The organism is Nocardioides sp. NBC_00368, assembly GCF_036090055.1.
Taxonomy (GTDB): domain Bacteria; phylum Actinomycetota; class Actinomycetes; order Propionibacteriales; family Nocardioidaceae; genus Nocardioides.
This window is the reverse complement of the sequence record NZ_CP107970.1, coordinates 5319142-5332856: the sequence shown is the minus strand read 5'-3', so window position 1 is coordinate 5332856 and position 13715 is coordinate 5319142. Positions and strand designations below refer to the sequence as shown.

Here is a 13715-nt window from a genome sequence, read left to right as displayed (position 1 = left end):
CGGCGCTACAACTCAGTACTGCTCGTCCTCGACGAACGCGTCGTCGTCATCGTCACCGTAGGCGGCGAGGGCGGCGGACGGGTCGAAGCCGGGAGCGCTGTCCTTGAGCGACAGGCCCATCTCGTGCAGCTTCAGCTTGACCTCGTCGATCGACTTGGCGCCGAAGTTGCGGATGTCGAGCAGGTCCTGCTCCGAGCGCGAGATGAGCTCACCCACGGTGTGGATGCCCTCGCGCTTGAGGCAGTTGTAGGAACGGACGGTCAGCTGCAGGTCCTCGACCGGGAGGGCGAGGTCGGCGGCGAGCTGCTCGTCGACCGGCGACGGGCCGATGTCGATGCCCTCGGCGTCGACGTTCAGCTCACGGGCCAGGCCGAAGAGCTCGACCAGGGTCTTACCGGCCGAGGCGATCGCGTCGCGGGGAGCGATCGACGGCTTGGTCTCGACGTCGATGACGAGCTTGTCGAAGTCCGTGCGCTGCTCGACACGGGTGGCCTCGACCTTGTAGCTGACCTTGAGGACCGGCGAGTAGATCGAGTCGACCGGGATCCGGCCGATCTCGTTCTCGGCGCCCTTGTTCTGGACCGCGGAGACGTAGCCACGACCGCGCTCGACGACGAGCTCGAGCTCGATCTTGCCCTTGTCGGACAGCGTCGCGATCTTCAGGTCGGGGTTGTGCACCTCGACACCGGCCGGCGGCGCGATGTCGGCGGCGGTGACATCACCGGCACCGGACTTGCGCAGGTACATGGTCACGGGCTCGTCGTGCTCGGAGGAGACGACCAGACCCTTGAGGTTGAGGATGATCTCGGTGACATCCTCCTTGACGCCCTCGATGGTCGAGAACTCGTGGAGAACGCCGTCGATCTTGATCGAGGTGACCGAAGCACCGGGGATCGAGGAGAGCAGGGTGCGGCGAAGAGAGTTGCCCAGCGTGTAACCGAAGCCCGGCTCGAGGGGCTCGATCACGAAGCGGGAGCGGAACTCCTCGACGGACTCTTCCGACAGGGTGGGGCGCTGTGCGATAAGCACTGATTTGTCCTTTCCGGGCCGACCGCTATTTGACGGACCCGAACTTCAAGGGGTGATGACGGAAGGCTGTGGGGGCGGCAAGGCCCCGGCGTACCTCTTCTGTGAAGTTTGAACGCCGGGGACCCACCGTGGTTACTGCTGAGGGCTGATCAGAGCTTCGAGTAGTACTCGACGATCAGCTGCTCCTGGACCGGGACGTCGATCTGAGCCCGGACGGGGAGCTGGTGAACCAGGATGCGCATCCGGCTCGGGACAGCCTCGAGCCAGGCCGGGACGACGCGCTCGCCGTGGGTCTCGCGAGCCACGATGAACGGGGTCATCTCCAGCGACTTCTCGCGAACGTCGATGACGTCGTGAGCCGAGACCTGGAACGAAGGCACGTTGACCTTCTTGCCGTTGACCAGGAAGTGGCCGTGGACGACCAGCTGGCGGGCCTGGCGGCGGGTGCGGGCGAAGCCGGCACGGTAGACGACGTTGTCCAGGCGGCCCTCGAGCAGCTGGAGCAGGTTGTCACCGGTCTTGCCGTCGCGACGGTGGGCCTCGGCGTAGTAGGAAGCGAACTGCTTCTCCATCACGCCGTAGGTGAAGCGAGCCTTCTGCTTCTCACGAAGCTGGAGGAGGTACTCGCTCTCCTTGATGCGGCCGCGGCCGTGCTGACCCGGCGGGTAGGGGCGCTTCTCGAACGCTGCGTCGTTGCCGACAAGGTCGACACCGAGACGGCGCGACTTGCGGGTCATGGGTCCGGTGTAACGGGCCATTACTCTTCAGTCTCCTTCTATGTCTCGGTGGGGATCAAACGCGGCGGCGCTTGGGCGGACGGCAACCGTTGTGCGGGGCCGGCGTGACGTCCTGGATGGTGCCGACCTCGAGGCCGATCGCACCCAGGGAACGGATCGCGGTCTCGCGGCCCGAGCCCGGGCCCTTGACGAAGACGTCGATCTTCTTCATGCCGTGGTCCATCGCGCGGCGGCCAGCGGCCTCGGCGGCCATCTGAGCCGCGAACGGGGTGGACTTACGCGAGCCCTTGAAGCCGACGGTGCCGGCCGAGGCCCACGAGATCACCGCACCGGTCGGGTCGGTGATCGTGACGATCGTGTTGTTGAACGTGCTCTTGATGTGGGCCTCGCCCTGAGCGACGTTCTTCTTCTCCTTGCGACGGATCTTCGTCGCACCCTGACGGGTCTTCGGAGGCATGCATTAACTCCTGTGTTGGCTGGTCTGTGAGATCGAGGCGAAAGCCGGATCAACGCGCAGGGCGCGTCGGATCACTTGGCCTTCTTCTTGCCGGCGACGGTGCGCTTCGGGCCCTTGCGGGTGCGCGCGTTGGTCTTGGTGCGCTGACCGCGGACCGGGAGGCCCTGGCGGTGACGGCGACCCTGGTAGCTGCCGATCTCGATCTTGCGGCGGATGTCAGCCTGGACCTCACGACGGAGGTCACCCTCGGTCTGGATGCCCTGGGCCTCGATCTCGTCGCGGAGCTTGACCAGCTCGTCCTCGGCCAGAGCGTGCACCCGGGTGTTCGGGTTGACGCCGGTGGCCTCGAGGAGCTTCTGCGAGGTGGTACGGCCGATGCCGTAGATGTAGGTGAGAGCGATCTCCACGCGCTTGTCGCGCGGAAGGTCAACACCTTGGAGGCGTGCCATTGTGTTCCTTCTGGTTGCGTCAGAGGTGTCGGTCGGGTCGCGTCCCGGGGTGGCACCCTCGGGCTCCGGCCTCTGCTCCGGAGGTGAGTTCGGACCTGCGTCCTAGCGACTCGATGAAGTATTCAGTTGTGCTGCGAGCTGGGACTCAGCCCTGGCGCTGCTTGTGGCGCGGGTTCTCGCAGATCACCATGACGCGGCCGTGGCGACGGATCACCTTGCACTTGTCACAGATCTTCTTCACGCTCGGGTTGACCTTCATGTCAGCCCTTTCTTGTCTAGACCGGCTTACTTGTACCGGTAGACGATCCGACCGCGCGTCAGGTCGTAGGGGGACAGCTCGACCACCACGCGGTCCTCAGGAAGGATCCGGATGTAGTGCTGTCGCATCTTGCCGCTGATGTGGGCGAGAACCTTGTGTCCGTTGCTCAGCTCCACACGGAACATGGCGTTGGGAAGGGCCTCCACTACGGTGCCCTCGATCTCGATCACGCCTTCTTTCTTCGGCATGCCCTCTGCAATCTGTTGGTCGGTCATCTACCGTTCAAACCACGGATCGGATGACCCGCGGGCGGTCCGGGAACCTCTCCGAGACTCGGAGTGGACCTCGTGAAGCCATCTGCATGTCTCACCCGCGAGCGCACAGGAGCGCGCTGACCGGGCAGCCGCGAGGCACGACGAGACAGACCCACGTTGGACCGACTACCAAGCCTAGACCCCTAGAACAGCAATGCCCTAATCGTCAAGCCCTGGCCGCCGCGTCGGCCTCGGCGACCTCCGCGACGTACGCGAGCGCCGCCTCCGGATCGCCCAGGAACGGCCCGAGGTCCTCCGGGTGCGGGAACAGTCGGGTGAACCGGTCGGCGACGGGCTGATACTGGGTGGCCGCACCGAGCACCTGCTGGACGTGGTCGGGCAGCGGGTTGAGCAGCGCGTCGGTCAGACCGGTCGAGTGCTGGGCCCGGTTCTCCCAGAAGGTCTCGAAGGTCGCCTGCATCCATTCCGGGTCGAACGGCTGGTCACCGCGCTCGAGGATCGCCTGGGTGTAGATGCCCGCGCAGTGGGCGGCATTGTTGGAGCCCTGCCCGGCGATCGGGTCGTTGACCACGACGACGTCGCCCATACCGAACACGTAGGTGCCGTCGGCCACCTCGGCGTACGGCTTGCGGACCATGCCGGTGAAGGCACCAGAGAGCGAGGCGCGGGCGTCGGTCGGCTCGCAGTCACGCATCAGCTCGCCCTCCCACGGCATGTGCTCGAGCATCACGTGCTGCAGCCGGCGCAGGTGCTCGTCGGGCCGTGGGCGGTCCCAGAAACAGTCGAACGGGCCCTCCGGGATCGCCTCGACGAACGCCACCCGGCTCGGTCCGAACTGGGTCAGGGCGCTGATCACGAACAGCTCGCCGACCCCGGGCGCGACGTTGATCCGCATGCTCCCGGCCGGGAAGTCGTCGGGCTCGACCATGCCGTGGAGGTAGATGGCCGACAGCGCACGGCCGGGCTTGTCGTACTTCGACCTCACCGGGTCGCGGTCGAACAGGTCGACGATCTCGCCCTTGCCCGCCGCGATCAGCGTCAGGTCGTACATCGACGCCAGGCCGGCCAGGTCGGAGGTCATCACGGGGTGGTAGATGATCCGACCGCCGCGGTCCTCGAACAGCTCCAGCCAGGTCGACATCTTCAGCCGCTGGTCGACGGACATCGCGTACGGCTCCCACGGGCCGTCGAACTTCAGGGCCCTCACACCGGGCTCCGGACTGACCGAGATGCCGACCGCGGGGATGCGTGGCGCCTCGTCCTCCCACAGGTTCAGGCCGTAGGCGCGCTCGTAGGCGAGCGCGGGCTCGAACATGACCTGGGTCGACATCGGCCAGCCGTCGCGCAGCTCGTCGGGCGTACGCGCGGACATGACCGTCACCTCATAGCCCTCGACCTGGAGGCTGAGGGCGAGCTGCATGCCCGCCTGTCCGGCGCCGACGATCAGGATCTTGCGCAAGGAAACTCCTTCGGAGTTGGCACGCCTCCGGGCTCAGGCGCGTGTGGGGGTGGTTTTCATCGTGTGCGTCAGGCAGGTGACCAGGGTCTTGGCCGTCGACCTGCGGTCGCGGGCGTCCACGGTCACCAGCGGAGTCCGCTCGTCGAGGCAGAGCGCGTCGCGCACCTTCTCCAGCGAGTGCGTCAGCTTCCCGTCGAACAGGTTCACCGCGACGATGAACGGGACGTCGGAGTCGTTCTCGAAGTAGTTGACCGCCGGGAAGGACGCGTCGAGCTGGCGGGTGTCGACCAGCACGACGGCACCGCTGGCGCCGCGGCACAGGTCGTCCCACATCGGCCAGAACCGGGGCTGCCCCGGGGTGCCGAAGAGGTAGAGCAGCAGGTCGGGGGCGAGGGTGACCCGGCCGAAGTCCATCGCCACCGTGGTGGTCGTCTTCGCACTCGCGTCCGAGAGCGGGTCCACCGACTCACCGGCCTGCGTCATCCACGCCTCGGTATTGACCGGCGGGATCTCGGAGACCGAGGCGACCATGGTTGACTTCCCGACGCCGAAACCACCTGCGACCACGATCTTGGCAGAGGTGACGGTCAGCGCCGGGCGGTCAGCCGAGCTCGGAAAGGCCATCGATAACTCTCTTCAACAGACGGTGGTCGAACGGGGAGTCGTAGGCCCCGTCATTGATCTGCAGGTGCTCCGTCGAGGCGAGGTCCTCGAGCAGCACACGAGTCACGCCGAGGGAGATCCCACAGTGTGCGGAGAGCTCCGCGACCGACTGCGGACCGAGGCGTACGCGGTCGTAGAGCCGACGCGACTCCGGGGTCAGCTTGGTCGCCGCGCGCGCGTCGAAGTGCGCCGCGGAGACCAGCGTGTGCACGTAGAGCTGGTGCTTGGTCTGGGTGCGGCCGCCGGTCAGTACGTAAGGACGTACCCACGGGTTACCGCTCACGTCGCCGCCTCCGTAGCGCAGGCGCCAGGGTACGGACGCGGCGACGTGTTGGCCCCTTGGTTCGCTCGCTGACGCTCGTTCACGCCCTCTCCCCTGCCATCGAGCTGACCGTCATCTGACGCAGCTCGTCGCGCATCTGCGGGGTGAGTACGTGGCCGACGGCGTCGACCATCTGCGCCATCTTGTGGGCCACGACGCCCAGGTTGGCGCCGGCACCGACGAGGACGGCGAAGCCGGCCAGGTCACCGATGCCCATGAAGAGGAAGTGTCCGGTGTGGAACTTCAGCATCACCTGGTCGCAGCCCGGCTCGCCCACCTCGCGGGCGATGTTGTTGCCGAGACTGATCACTCCGGCGGTCATCGCGGCGAGCGGATCGGCGACGTTGGCGGACATGCCGCCGGCACCGATCAACGGGAGGCCGTCGGAGGAGACGATCAGCGCATGGGTCACACCGGGGGTGGAGCTGGCGAAGTTGTCGATCAGCCAGCTGAATTCCTTGGGGTCGCGGGGGGCGACCGGGCTTTCCATTACGAAAGGGTTCCTTTCACTACTGGGGCTTAGCTACCAAGGGAGAACGCGTCGAGGTCGTCGGCGAAGGAGTGCCGGGCCGCCGACTGGTCCTCGGGTGACGTCTCAGCGGTCTGCTGTCCAACGGCTGCATCCGGCTCAGTCTGATTGGTGCGCAGGCTGACCGGCTCCCGGCGCGGGAGCGCACCCGACTCTACTGGGCCGCTCTGCTCGGCCGGCGTTGAGGTCTCGTTCGTCTCATCCGTCCCAGCCGTCTCACCCGGGAGCGGGATCGGAGTCTTCATGGTGTCGGTGGACAGATCCTGAGACGGCTGCTCGCTGGGTGGCGGAGCGAACTGCGCCGCGGGGTGTCGTGCCGGCTGCTGCACGGGGAACGATCCCGTCTCCGGCGAGGACTGTTGCATGGGCCTCCGAACAGGCTCGAGGGAGGACGATCGCGTCTCCGGCCGGGCCGCCTGGGCCGCCGGCCGCGGCACGGCCTGGGGTCCACGCCGGCGCGGGGCCGGGGGCAGGACCGCGATGCTGCTCGCGCTTGACGTCGTCGGCGCCTCGGCCCGCTCCATCGGCGCGACCGGGACCTCGCACAGGAGCTGGGCCGGCACCGTCACCATCGCGATCATCCCGTTGCCCGGAGCGGGGCGGGTGGCGAGGCGTACGTCGATGTCGTACTTGCGGGCGATCCGGTGCACCACCGGGAAGCCGGTGTGGCTGCCGGACTTGCTGACCAGCTCCACGATCGGGCCGGCGAGCAGCGCGTTGAGGCGTCCCACCGACCGCTCCGGGATGCCGATGCCGGTGTCCTCGATGCGGAACAGCACATCTCCAGCGTCGGCCAGGTGGACGTTGATCGTCACCGCGCCCGGGGAGTATTTCGTCGCGTTGTCCAGCAGCGCCGCGATCAGGCAGGAGACGTCGTCGGCGGCGTAGCCGATGACAGCCAGGTCGCTCACCCGCCCGATCGTCACCTGGTTGTAGCGCTCGATGCCCGACAGCGCCATCCGGATGATGTCCAGCAGCGAGGTGTCGATGCCGCCCATCTCGTCCTCGGCGCGGCCCGCGAGCGTACGCAGGTCGCGGCTCGCCCGCCGCATGCGGGTGACGGCGTGGTCGACCTCGTAGAGCTTCTTCAGCCGCTCGGGATCGTCCTCGTCGGCCTCGAGCCCGTCGAGCGAGATGCGCATCTGCTCAGCGAGGCTGATGAGCTGGATGCCGAACTGTTCCATGATCTCTGGCCACGCCTCGTCCTCGTCCTCCTGCGGTGGCGGAGGCGTGGAGGAGATCGGTGGCGTCACAGGTGTGGGTGGCACCGGCGGAAAGGGCAGAGCCTGACCGCCGGTCGGTGGGAATGAGCGAGCAAGACCCGGATCTGACTGCTCAGCGAGCGTCGCAGCCTGGGGCCCCCGGCGCTTCAACCAGCGCAGGCTCCAGCGTGTCATGAGGCGGCACTTTCAAATGTGGAGAACGAAACAGAGCGGTGAACAGATTGGCACAACCGGCGCGCGAGCGTAGCGATACGCGCCCGGAACCAGACAGTGTCCTAGGTCCCTCGTACCGACCGGCTCAGGCGCGCCGCGACCTCACGACAAGGTGAGCCGATCCTACGCACCCTCCGAAATCAGCTCGCCAGCAGGCGCAGGGTCTCCTCGCGAGCCGGCGCCGTGCGCGGGTCCGTCCCCTCGTACGCAGATCCGACCGGGTTCACCATGACCTCGTCCACACCGTACTCGTCGGCCATCCCGGCCAGCCGTGCCTTCGCGTACGCGGCGGAGCCGATGACCCAACGGCCGCGCATCGTGTCCACGAGCCCCTGGTGGGCCTCGGGGATCTCGGTCTTCTCGGCCTCCTCGATGCTGGGCTGCGCGGTCAGCGGCTGACCGGTGCGCAGCTTCAGCATGGTCAGCAGCTGCGGCAGCGCCCGGCGGTCGGCCTCCTCGGCGGTCTCGGCGACGCTCGCGTTGACCGTCAGGAACGTCTTGGGCTCGCTGAGCAGCTCGGAGGGCTGGAAGGTCGAGCGGTAGAGCTCGATCATCGCCTTGGTGTCGGTGCCGTTGCCCGCGAAGTGGTGGGCGAAGACGTAGGGCAGGCCCTTCTCGGCGGCCAGGCGCGCGGAGTAGTCGGAGGAGCCGAGCAGCCAGAGCTCGGCGACCGATGCGGCCGACGGGGTCGCGTGCAGCACGTGCTGGCGGCCGCCGGCCATCAGCCCGACCCCCTCGGGCGCCATCATCGAGACGATGTTGTCGAGGTATTCCGGGAACCGGTTGACCGCGTCATCGGTGACTCCCCCGGCGCCGTGGCGCAGCGCCCACGACGTCACCGGGTCGGTCCCCGGCGCACGGCCGATGCCGAGGTCGATACGCCCGGGGAAAGCCGCCTCCAGCAGCGCGAACTGCTCGGCGACGACCAGCGGCGCGTGGTTGGGCAACATCACTCCCCCGGACCCGACCCGGATCCGTTCGGTCGCACCGGCCACCAGCGAGATCAGCACCGGCGGGTTGGTCGACCCGACCGCCGGCATGTTGTGGTGCTCGGCGAGCCAGTAGCGCTCGAACCCCAGCTCGTCGGCCACCTTCGCCAGCGACAGCGTCGCGGCCAGGGCATCAGCAGAGGACTGGTCCTTGCGGACAGGGACGAGGTCGAGAACGCTCAGCTTCACGTCAAGCCTCAACCCCCGCCGAGACGTCACTTATTCCTGCGGAGGCGTCATGTACGTCGACCGAGACGTCCCTTACGTCGGCCGAGTTGGCATCTTCGTGACCACTCGGCCGACGCGGGTGACGCCTCGGCGGGTCAGGTCGGGGGCAGCAGGGCGCGCAGGCCGTCGGCGACGGCCGAACGCCACCAGGCGTAGTCGTGACCGCCGTTGTGCTCGGCGGATACGACGTCGATCCCGGCCGTGCGGAGGCGGTCGACGAGGTCGTGGTGGAGCTCGTCGAGGACCCACTCCTGGGTGCCGTGCGCCAGGTGCACACGGGTCTTGGCGTCCGGCGTGACCGCGTCTGCCAGGTCGTCGAGCCACAGCGACGCCGACTGGCTGGCGACACCGTCGATGTGCCCGGGATAGGTCAGGCCGGCGCGCAGGGCGGTGACGCCGCCGAGGCTCTGACCCACGACGTAGGTCTCCTCGGAGACCGCACGACGCTCGCGCACCCATGGCAGCAGCTGGTTGACGATGTAGTCGGCACCCTCGCCGCCGGCGAGCTCCTCCCACCGCTTGTCGCGACCGCCGGAGGCGGGCAGGACGCAGCGTACGTGGCGGAGGTGGCCGTCGGCGATCAGGTTGTCGAGCGTGGTCGGCAGCGAGTGGTGGTCGGTCCAGATCTCACCGTCGAGCGCGACCACGAGCGGCAGGTCGACGTTGAGCCCGGCGCCGGCGGGGTCGTAGAGCCAGACGTCGCGGCCGTCCGGGCCCGCCTCCAGCGTGACGGTGCCGGGCACGACGTCGTCACGGCGGAACAGCCACGGCTGCAGCGGGGCGTCGGGCAGCGAGACGACCGACTGCTTGATGCCCTGCCGGTTGTGGCACCAGTCGGGGTTGAGCGGGTCGAGGTAGCCGCGGTGCAGGACGGCACGCAGCTCGACCTGCCCCTCGCTCTCCCAGGGGGCCGGCTCGCCGGGGTGCTTGCAGAGGAAGGAGTAGGAGGCCCGCCAGTCGCGCTTCATCAGGAACGAGGCGTGCCACAGGTCGGTGCCGGCCTTTCGCTCGAGCATCGTCTCGCCGAGGTGACGCTCGTCGGTGAGCCGGTTGGCGAAGAGGAGCACCTCCTCGGCCTCGTCGTCGCGCCAGCAGAAGGTGACGATCACCTCGTCATTCGCGGCGTCCGCGCCGGTCTCCTCGACGAGCGGGAGCGAGGTGGCGATCTGGTCCCAGAACATCTCGATGTCCTCAGGACTGAGGCGGTCGATGATCGCGCTCCGCGTCCGTGCTGATGGATTGGGTCGCGCCGCCGTTGGGGGTCGCAACTGCGTACTCATCCGGTTCTTCCTCCCGAGTACGGGGCTCTCCCTGTCCCCGCGGGCTGACCAAGTTACTCACAGTCGAGGCGAGACGCGAGATCCTGAGGTCCCTTTCTCTGTCAACTGATAGGTGATGTCGCATATCCGCTAGTCAAACCTGTGGATAGGCGGGATTCGTTCAGTTTCCTATCAGTTTTCGGTCCACATGTCGGCACAGATCGCGACAGCGCCGAGGAATCCGGAGTCCTCCCACTGGGTGATCCGGACATCGCCGATCCGGTCGGCGGGACCGATCTCGGCGAGGACGTCGAGGCGCTGCGCCGCCGCCATGCTGCCGCGGCCGGCCTTCACCAACGCCTCCTTGCGCACCCACAACCGCGTGAACGCGTACGCAGCGTCCTCCTGCTCCGCCACCCAGACCCTCTCGCGCGGCGAGAGCGCCCGGTCGGGTCCGCGCGAGACCTTCTCGACGTCGATCCCGCACCGCCGGGTGGCGGCCACCGCGGCCACCCGACCGCGGGCGTGGCTCAGGCTCACCTGGACCGCTGCGCCACCGGCCACCGACGGCGCTCCGTGCTCGACGCTGCCGCACCGCGCGCAGCGCTGGTCGATCACGACCTCTGCCCGCGTCGTGCCCAGCAGATCCGCGGCGCACTCTCGGACGAGGACGTGAGCGGCGGCGTACGCCTGCTTGTCGGCCTCGGCCACCAGCCGCTCGTGGCGGGCCCGCTCGGCGGCGGTCAGCAACCCGAGGTCGGCGTCGACCTCGGCCACCGTCGCGAAGCGAACGATCTCGCTCATCCGGGCCCGGAACCTTGGCGGCTCAGTGACCGCCCCAGGGCACACCGAGCTTGCCCAGCATCTCTTCGCCGCCGTCGAGCGCGGTGAGCACCCAGGCGCCGTCGGAGGTGAGCGCGAAGGTGTGCTCGAAGTGGGCCGCCCAGGAGCCGTCGTCGGTCACGACGGTCCAGTCGTCCTCCAGGGTCGTCACCTCGGGGCCACCGAGGGTGAGCATCGGCTCGACGGCCAGCGCGATGCCGCGCTGCAGCTTGGGGCCCTTGCCGGGCTTGCCGTAGTTGAACACCGACGGCTCCATGTGCATCTCGGTGCCGATGCCGTGGCCGCTGAAGTCCTCGAGGATGCCGTAGTCGCCCTGGGAGTCGACGTAGGTCTCGATGGCGTGCCCGATGTCGGTGACCCGTCCGCCGAGACGGGCCGCGGCGATGCCGCGCCACATCGACTCCTCGGTGACGCGCATCAGCTCGGAGACCTCCTCGGGCACCGAGCCCATGGCCACCGTGATGGCGGCGTCGCCGTGCCAGCCGTCGACGATGGCACCGCAGTCGATCGAGATGATGTCGCCGTCCTTGAGCACCCGGGAACCCGGGATGCCGTGGACCACGACCTCGTCGACCGAGGCGCAGATCGAGCCCGGGAAGCCGTGGTAGCCCTTGAACGACGGGACGCCACCGCGGGACCGGATCGAGTCCTCGGCGATGGCGTCGAGCTCGGATGTGGTGACTCCGGGCCGCGCCGCGGCCCGGAGCACCTCCAGCGTCTCGCCGACCACCAGGCCGGCCCGACGCATCTTCTCGATCTGCTCAGGGGTCTTGATCTGGACCTTGTTCAAGAAGCCCACTGCTCCCCCGTTGCGTACAAAGTTGTCCTTCTCAGGATTCCCGGATCAGGATTCCGGGATGATGTCGAGCTCGTCGAAGATCCGCTTGGTGACGTCGTCGACGTCACCCATGCCGTCGATCTCGTGGACCAGGCCGCGGCCCTTGTAGACCTCGATCAGCGGCGCGGTCTCCTCGAGGTAGACCTCCTGGCGACGACGGATGACGTCCTCGGTGTCGTCGGCGCGACCCTCGAGCTCGGCACGCTGCAGCAGCCGCTGCACGATCTCGTCCTTGTCGACGGTCAGCACGACCACCGCGTCGAGCGCGTGGCCGGTGAACTTGATCATCCCGTCCAGTTCCTCGACCTGCGCGAGCGTGCGCGGGTAGCCGTCGAGCAGGAATCCCTTGGCAGCGTCGGGCTCGTCGATGCGGTTACGGACCATCAGGTTCGTCACCGAGTCCGGGACGTACTCTCCCTTGTCCATGTAGGACGCCGCCTCGACACCCAGGGGCGTGCCCTGGGAGACGTTGGCGCGGAAGATGTCGCCGGTCGAGATCGCCGGGATCCCGAAGTGCTCGGCAATGAACTTCGCCTGGGTGCCCTTGCCGGCTCCCGGCGGGCCCATGATGATCAGTCTCATCGGAGGAACCCTTCATAGTTGCGCTGCTGGAGCTGGCTCTCGATCTGCTTCACCGTGTCGAGGGCGACGCCGACCATGATGAGGATCGAGGTGCCACCGAACGGGAAGTTCTGGTTCGCGTTGATGAGCGCCAGGGCGATCAGCGGGATGAGCGCAACCAGACCGAGGTAGAGCGAGCCCGGCAGTGTGATACGGGACAGAACGTAGGACAGGTAGTCCTCGGTCGGCTTCCCGGCCCGAATTCCCGGAATGAAGCCGCCGTATTTCTTCATGTTGTCGGCGACCTCCGGCGGGTTGAAGGTGATCGACACGTAGAAGTAGGTGAAGAAGATGATCAGCGCGAAGTACGTCGCCATGTAGACCGGGTGGTCGCCACGGACGAAGTAGGTGTTGATCCAGTCGACCCACGCCGGCGGGTTCTGCGCGTTCTGGTTGAACTGGGCCGCCATCGCCGGCAGGTAGAGGAGCGACGAGGCGAAGATGACCGGGATGACGCCGGCCTGGTTCACCTTGAGCGGGATGTAGGTCGACGAGCCGCCGAACATCTTGCGACCGACCATCCGGCGGGCGTACTGGACCGGGATCCGGCGCTGGGCCTGCTCGATGAAGATGACCGCCGCCATGATCGCCAGACCGATGACGATCACGATCGCGAAGGTCCACCAGCCCTTGTCGTTCTTGACCGCCCACATGGTGGCCGGGAAGGTCGCGACGACCTGGGTGAAGATCAGGATCGACATACCGTTGCCGATGCCGCGCTCGGTGATGAGCTCACCGAGCCACATGATGACTGCGGTGCCGGCGGTCATGGTGACGACCATGACCAGGAAGGTGGCGGTGCCGTCGTCGTGCAGCAACGGCTGGGTGCAGCCCTGGAGCAGGTCGCCGGAGCGCGCCAGCGCGACGATGCCGGTCGCCTGCAGGACCGCGAGGCCGAGAGTCAGGTAGCGGGTGTACTGCGTGATCTTCGTCTGCCCGGCCTGGCCCTCCTTCTTGAGGCGCTCCAGGCGCGGGATCACCACGACGAGCAGCTGCAGAATGATGCTCGCGGTGATGTACGGCATGATGCCGAGCGCGAAGATGGTCAGCTGCAGCAGAGCGCCGCCGGAGAAGAGATTGACCAGGTTGTAGAGGCCGGCGCTGTCACCGGTCTGGGCGGCGTCAAGACACTGCTGGACGTTCGCGACATGAACGCCAGGAGCAGGGATCTGGGATCCCGCTCGGAAGATCACGACGATCAGGAGAACGAAGAGCAGCTTCTTGCGCAGGTCCGGAGTACGGAACGCTGATGCGAACGCGCCAAGCACGAATGGTTCCTCTTTCGACAATCAGGGGTCGCAGGGCCTGCGCCGATGCGAAAA

17 protein-coding genes are annotated in these 13715 nt (G+C 67.5%); all 17 read right to left on the bottom strand.

What is annotated here, in order from left to right; genetic code table 11:
- Window positions 1-12: 12 nt before the first annotated feature.
- The 17 genes from OG984_RS25550 to secY all read right to left on the bottom strand — a co-directional run bounded on the left by OG984_RS25550 (window position 13) and on the right by secY (window position 13661).
- A complete protein-coding gene (locus tag OG984_RS25550; RefSeq protein WP_008361061.1) occupies window positions 13-1029 on the bottom strand; it encodes a DNA-directed RNA polymerase subunit alpha in 1017 nt (338 codons plus the stop codon).
- A 149-nt stretch (window positions 1030-1178) separates the two neighbouring features.
- Complete coding sequence (rpsD, locus tag OG984_RS25545; protein ID WP_008361060.1) at window positions 1179-1787, bottom strand: 30S ribosomal protein S4; 609 nt, start codon at window positions 1785-1787, stop codon at window positions 1179-1181.
- A 34-nt stretch (window positions 1788-1821) separates the two neighbouring features.
- On the bottom strand, window positions 1822-2223 hold the full coding sequence (gene rpsK / locus OG984_RS25540; RefSeq protein ID WP_008361058.1) for a 30S ribosomal protein S11: 402 nt from the start codon (window positions 2221-2223) through the stop codon (window positions 1822-1824).
- Window positions 2224-2294: 71 nt separating this feature from the next.
- Window positions 2295-2672: a 30S ribosomal protein S13 gene (rpsM, locus tag OG984_RS25535; protein WP_008361056.1), complete on the bottom strand. Its 378-nt coding sequence runs from the start codon at window positions 2670-2672 to the stop codon at window positions 2295-2297.
- 145 nt (window positions 2673-2817) lie between these two features.
- The gene (gene rpmJ, locus OG984_RS25530; RefSeq protein WP_008361054.1) at window positions 2818-2931 is read right to left on the bottom strand and encodes a 50S ribosomal protein L36; all 114 of its coding nucleotides are present in this window, start codon (window positions 2929-2931) and stop codon (window positions 2818-2820) included.
- 26 nt (window positions 2932-2957) lie between these two features.
- Complete coding sequence (infA, locus tag OG984_RS25525; RefSeq protein ID WP_011757309.1) at window positions 2958-3179, bottom strand: translation initiation factor IF-1; 222 nt, start codon at window positions 3177-3179, stop codon at window positions 2958-2960.
- Between the two features lie 232 nt (window positions 3180-3411).
- Window positions 3412-4665 (bottom strand): styrene monooxygenase/indole monooxygenase family protein, encoded by a 1254-nt coding sequence (locus tag OG984_RS25520; RefSeq protein ID WP_328528936.1) that lies wholly within the window; start codon window positions 4663-4665, stop codon window positions 3412-3414.
- A gap of 33 nt (window positions 4666-4698) precedes the next feature.
- Window positions 4699-5289: a GTP-binding protein gene (locus OG984_RS25515; RefSeq protein ID WP_008361042.1), complete on the bottom strand. Its 591-nt coding sequence runs from the start codon at window positions 5287-5289 to the stop codon at window positions 4699-4701.
- The gene (locus OG984_RS25510; RefSeq protein WP_328528935.1) at window positions 5267-5611 is read right to left on the bottom strand and encodes a DUF742 domain-containing protein; all 345 of its coding nucleotides are present in this window, start codon (window positions 5609-5611) and stop codon (window positions 5267-5269) included. Before OG984_RS25510 ends, OG984_RS25515 begins: the two co-directional genes overlap by 23 nt.
- Window positions 5612-5690: 79 nt before the next feature.
- Complete coding sequence (locus tag OG984_RS25505) at window positions 5691-6140, bottom strand: roadblock/LC7 domain-containing protein (RefSeq protein WP_008361038.1); 450 nt, start codon at window positions 6138-6140, stop codon at window positions 5691-5693.
- A 29-nt stretch (window positions 6141-6169) separates the two neighbouring features.
- Entirely contained in the window at window positions 6170-7447 is a 1278-nt protein-coding gene (locus OG984_RS25500) for a sensor histidine kinase (protein WP_328528934.1), read from the bottom strand.
- 308 nt (window positions 7448-7755) lie between these two features.
- A complete protein-coding gene (locus tag OG984_RS25495; protein WP_328528933.1) occupies window positions 7756-8793 on the bottom strand; it encodes an LLM class flavin-dependent oxidoreductase in 1038 nt (345 codons plus the stop codon).
- 134 nt (window positions 8794-8927) lie between these two features.
- Entirely contained in the window at window positions 8928-10013 is a 1086-nt protein-coding gene (locus tag OG984_RS25490) for an enterochelin esterase domain-containing protein (protein ID WP_328528932.1), read from the bottom strand.
- 270 nt (window positions 10014-10283) lie between these two features.
- Window positions 10284-10895 (bottom strand): 4'-phosphopantetheinyl transferase family protein, encoded by a 612-nt coding sequence (locus tag OG984_RS25485; protein WP_328528931.1) that lies wholly within the window; start codon window positions 10893-10895, stop codon window positions 10284-10286.
- 22 nt (window positions 10896-10917) lie between these two features.
- The gene (gene map / locus OG984_RS25480; protein WP_328528930.1) at window positions 10918-11733 is read right to left on the bottom strand and encodes a type I methionyl aminopeptidase; all 816 of its coding nucleotides are present in this window, start codon (window positions 11731-11733) and stop codon (window positions 10918-10920) included.
- A 45-nt stretch (window positions 11734-11778) separates the two neighbouring features.
- Complete coding sequence (locus tag OG984_RS25475; RefSeq protein ID WP_328528929.1) at window positions 11779-12354, bottom strand: adenylate kinase; 576 nt, start codon at window positions 12352-12354, stop codon at window positions 11779-11781.
- The gene (gene secY, locus OG984_RS25470; protein ID WP_328528928.1) at window positions 12351-13661 is read right to left on the bottom strand and encodes a preprotein translocase subunit SecY; all 1311 of its coding nucleotides are present in this window, start codon (window positions 13659-13661) and stop codon (window positions 12351-12353) included. Before secY ends, OG984_RS25475 begins: the two co-directional genes overlap by 4 nt.
- Between the last annotated feature and the right edge of the window lie 54 nt (window positions 13662-13715).

Coding starts and splice junctions, on each gene's coding strand:
- OG984_RS25515 (WP_008361042.1), bottom strand. CDS start 5,289: ATGGCCTTTCCGAGCTCGGCTGACCGCCCGGCGCTGACCGTCACCTCT.
- infA (WP_011757309.1), bottom strand. CDS start 3,179: ATGCCGAAGAAAGAAGGCGTGATCGAGATCGAGGGCACCGTAGTGGAG.
- OG984_RS25475 (WP_328528929.1), bottom strand. CDS start 12,354: ATGAGACTGATCATCATGGGCCCGCCGGGAGCCGGCAAGGGCACCCAG.
- rpsD (WP_008361060.1), bottom strand. CDS start 1,787: ATGGCCCGTTACACCGGACCCATGACCCGCAAGTCGCGCCGTCTCGGT.
- OG984_RS25490 (WP_328528932.1), bottom strand. CDS start 10,013: ATGTTCTGGGACCAGATCGCCACCTCGCTCCCGCTCGTCGAGGAGACC.
- rpmJ (WP_008361054.1), bottom strand. CDS start 2,931: ATGAAGGTCAACCCGAGCGTGAAGAAGATCTGTGACAAGTGCAAGGTG.
- OG984_RS25505 (WP_008361038.1), bottom strand. CDS start 6,140: ATGGAAAGCCCGGTCGCCCCCCGCGACCCCAAGGAATTCAGCTGGCTG.
- rpsK (WP_008361058.1), bottom strand. CDS start 2,223: ATGCCTCCGAAGACCCGTCAGGGTGCGACGAAGATCCGTCGCAAGGAG.
- OG984_RS25485 (WP_328528931.1), bottom strand. CDS start 10,895: ATGAGCGAGATCGTTCGCTTCGCGACGGTGGCCGAGGTCGACGCCGAC.
- rpsM (WP_008361056.1), bottom strand. CDS start 2,672: ATGGCACGCCTCCAAGGTGTTGACCTTCCGCGCGACAAGCGCGTGGAG.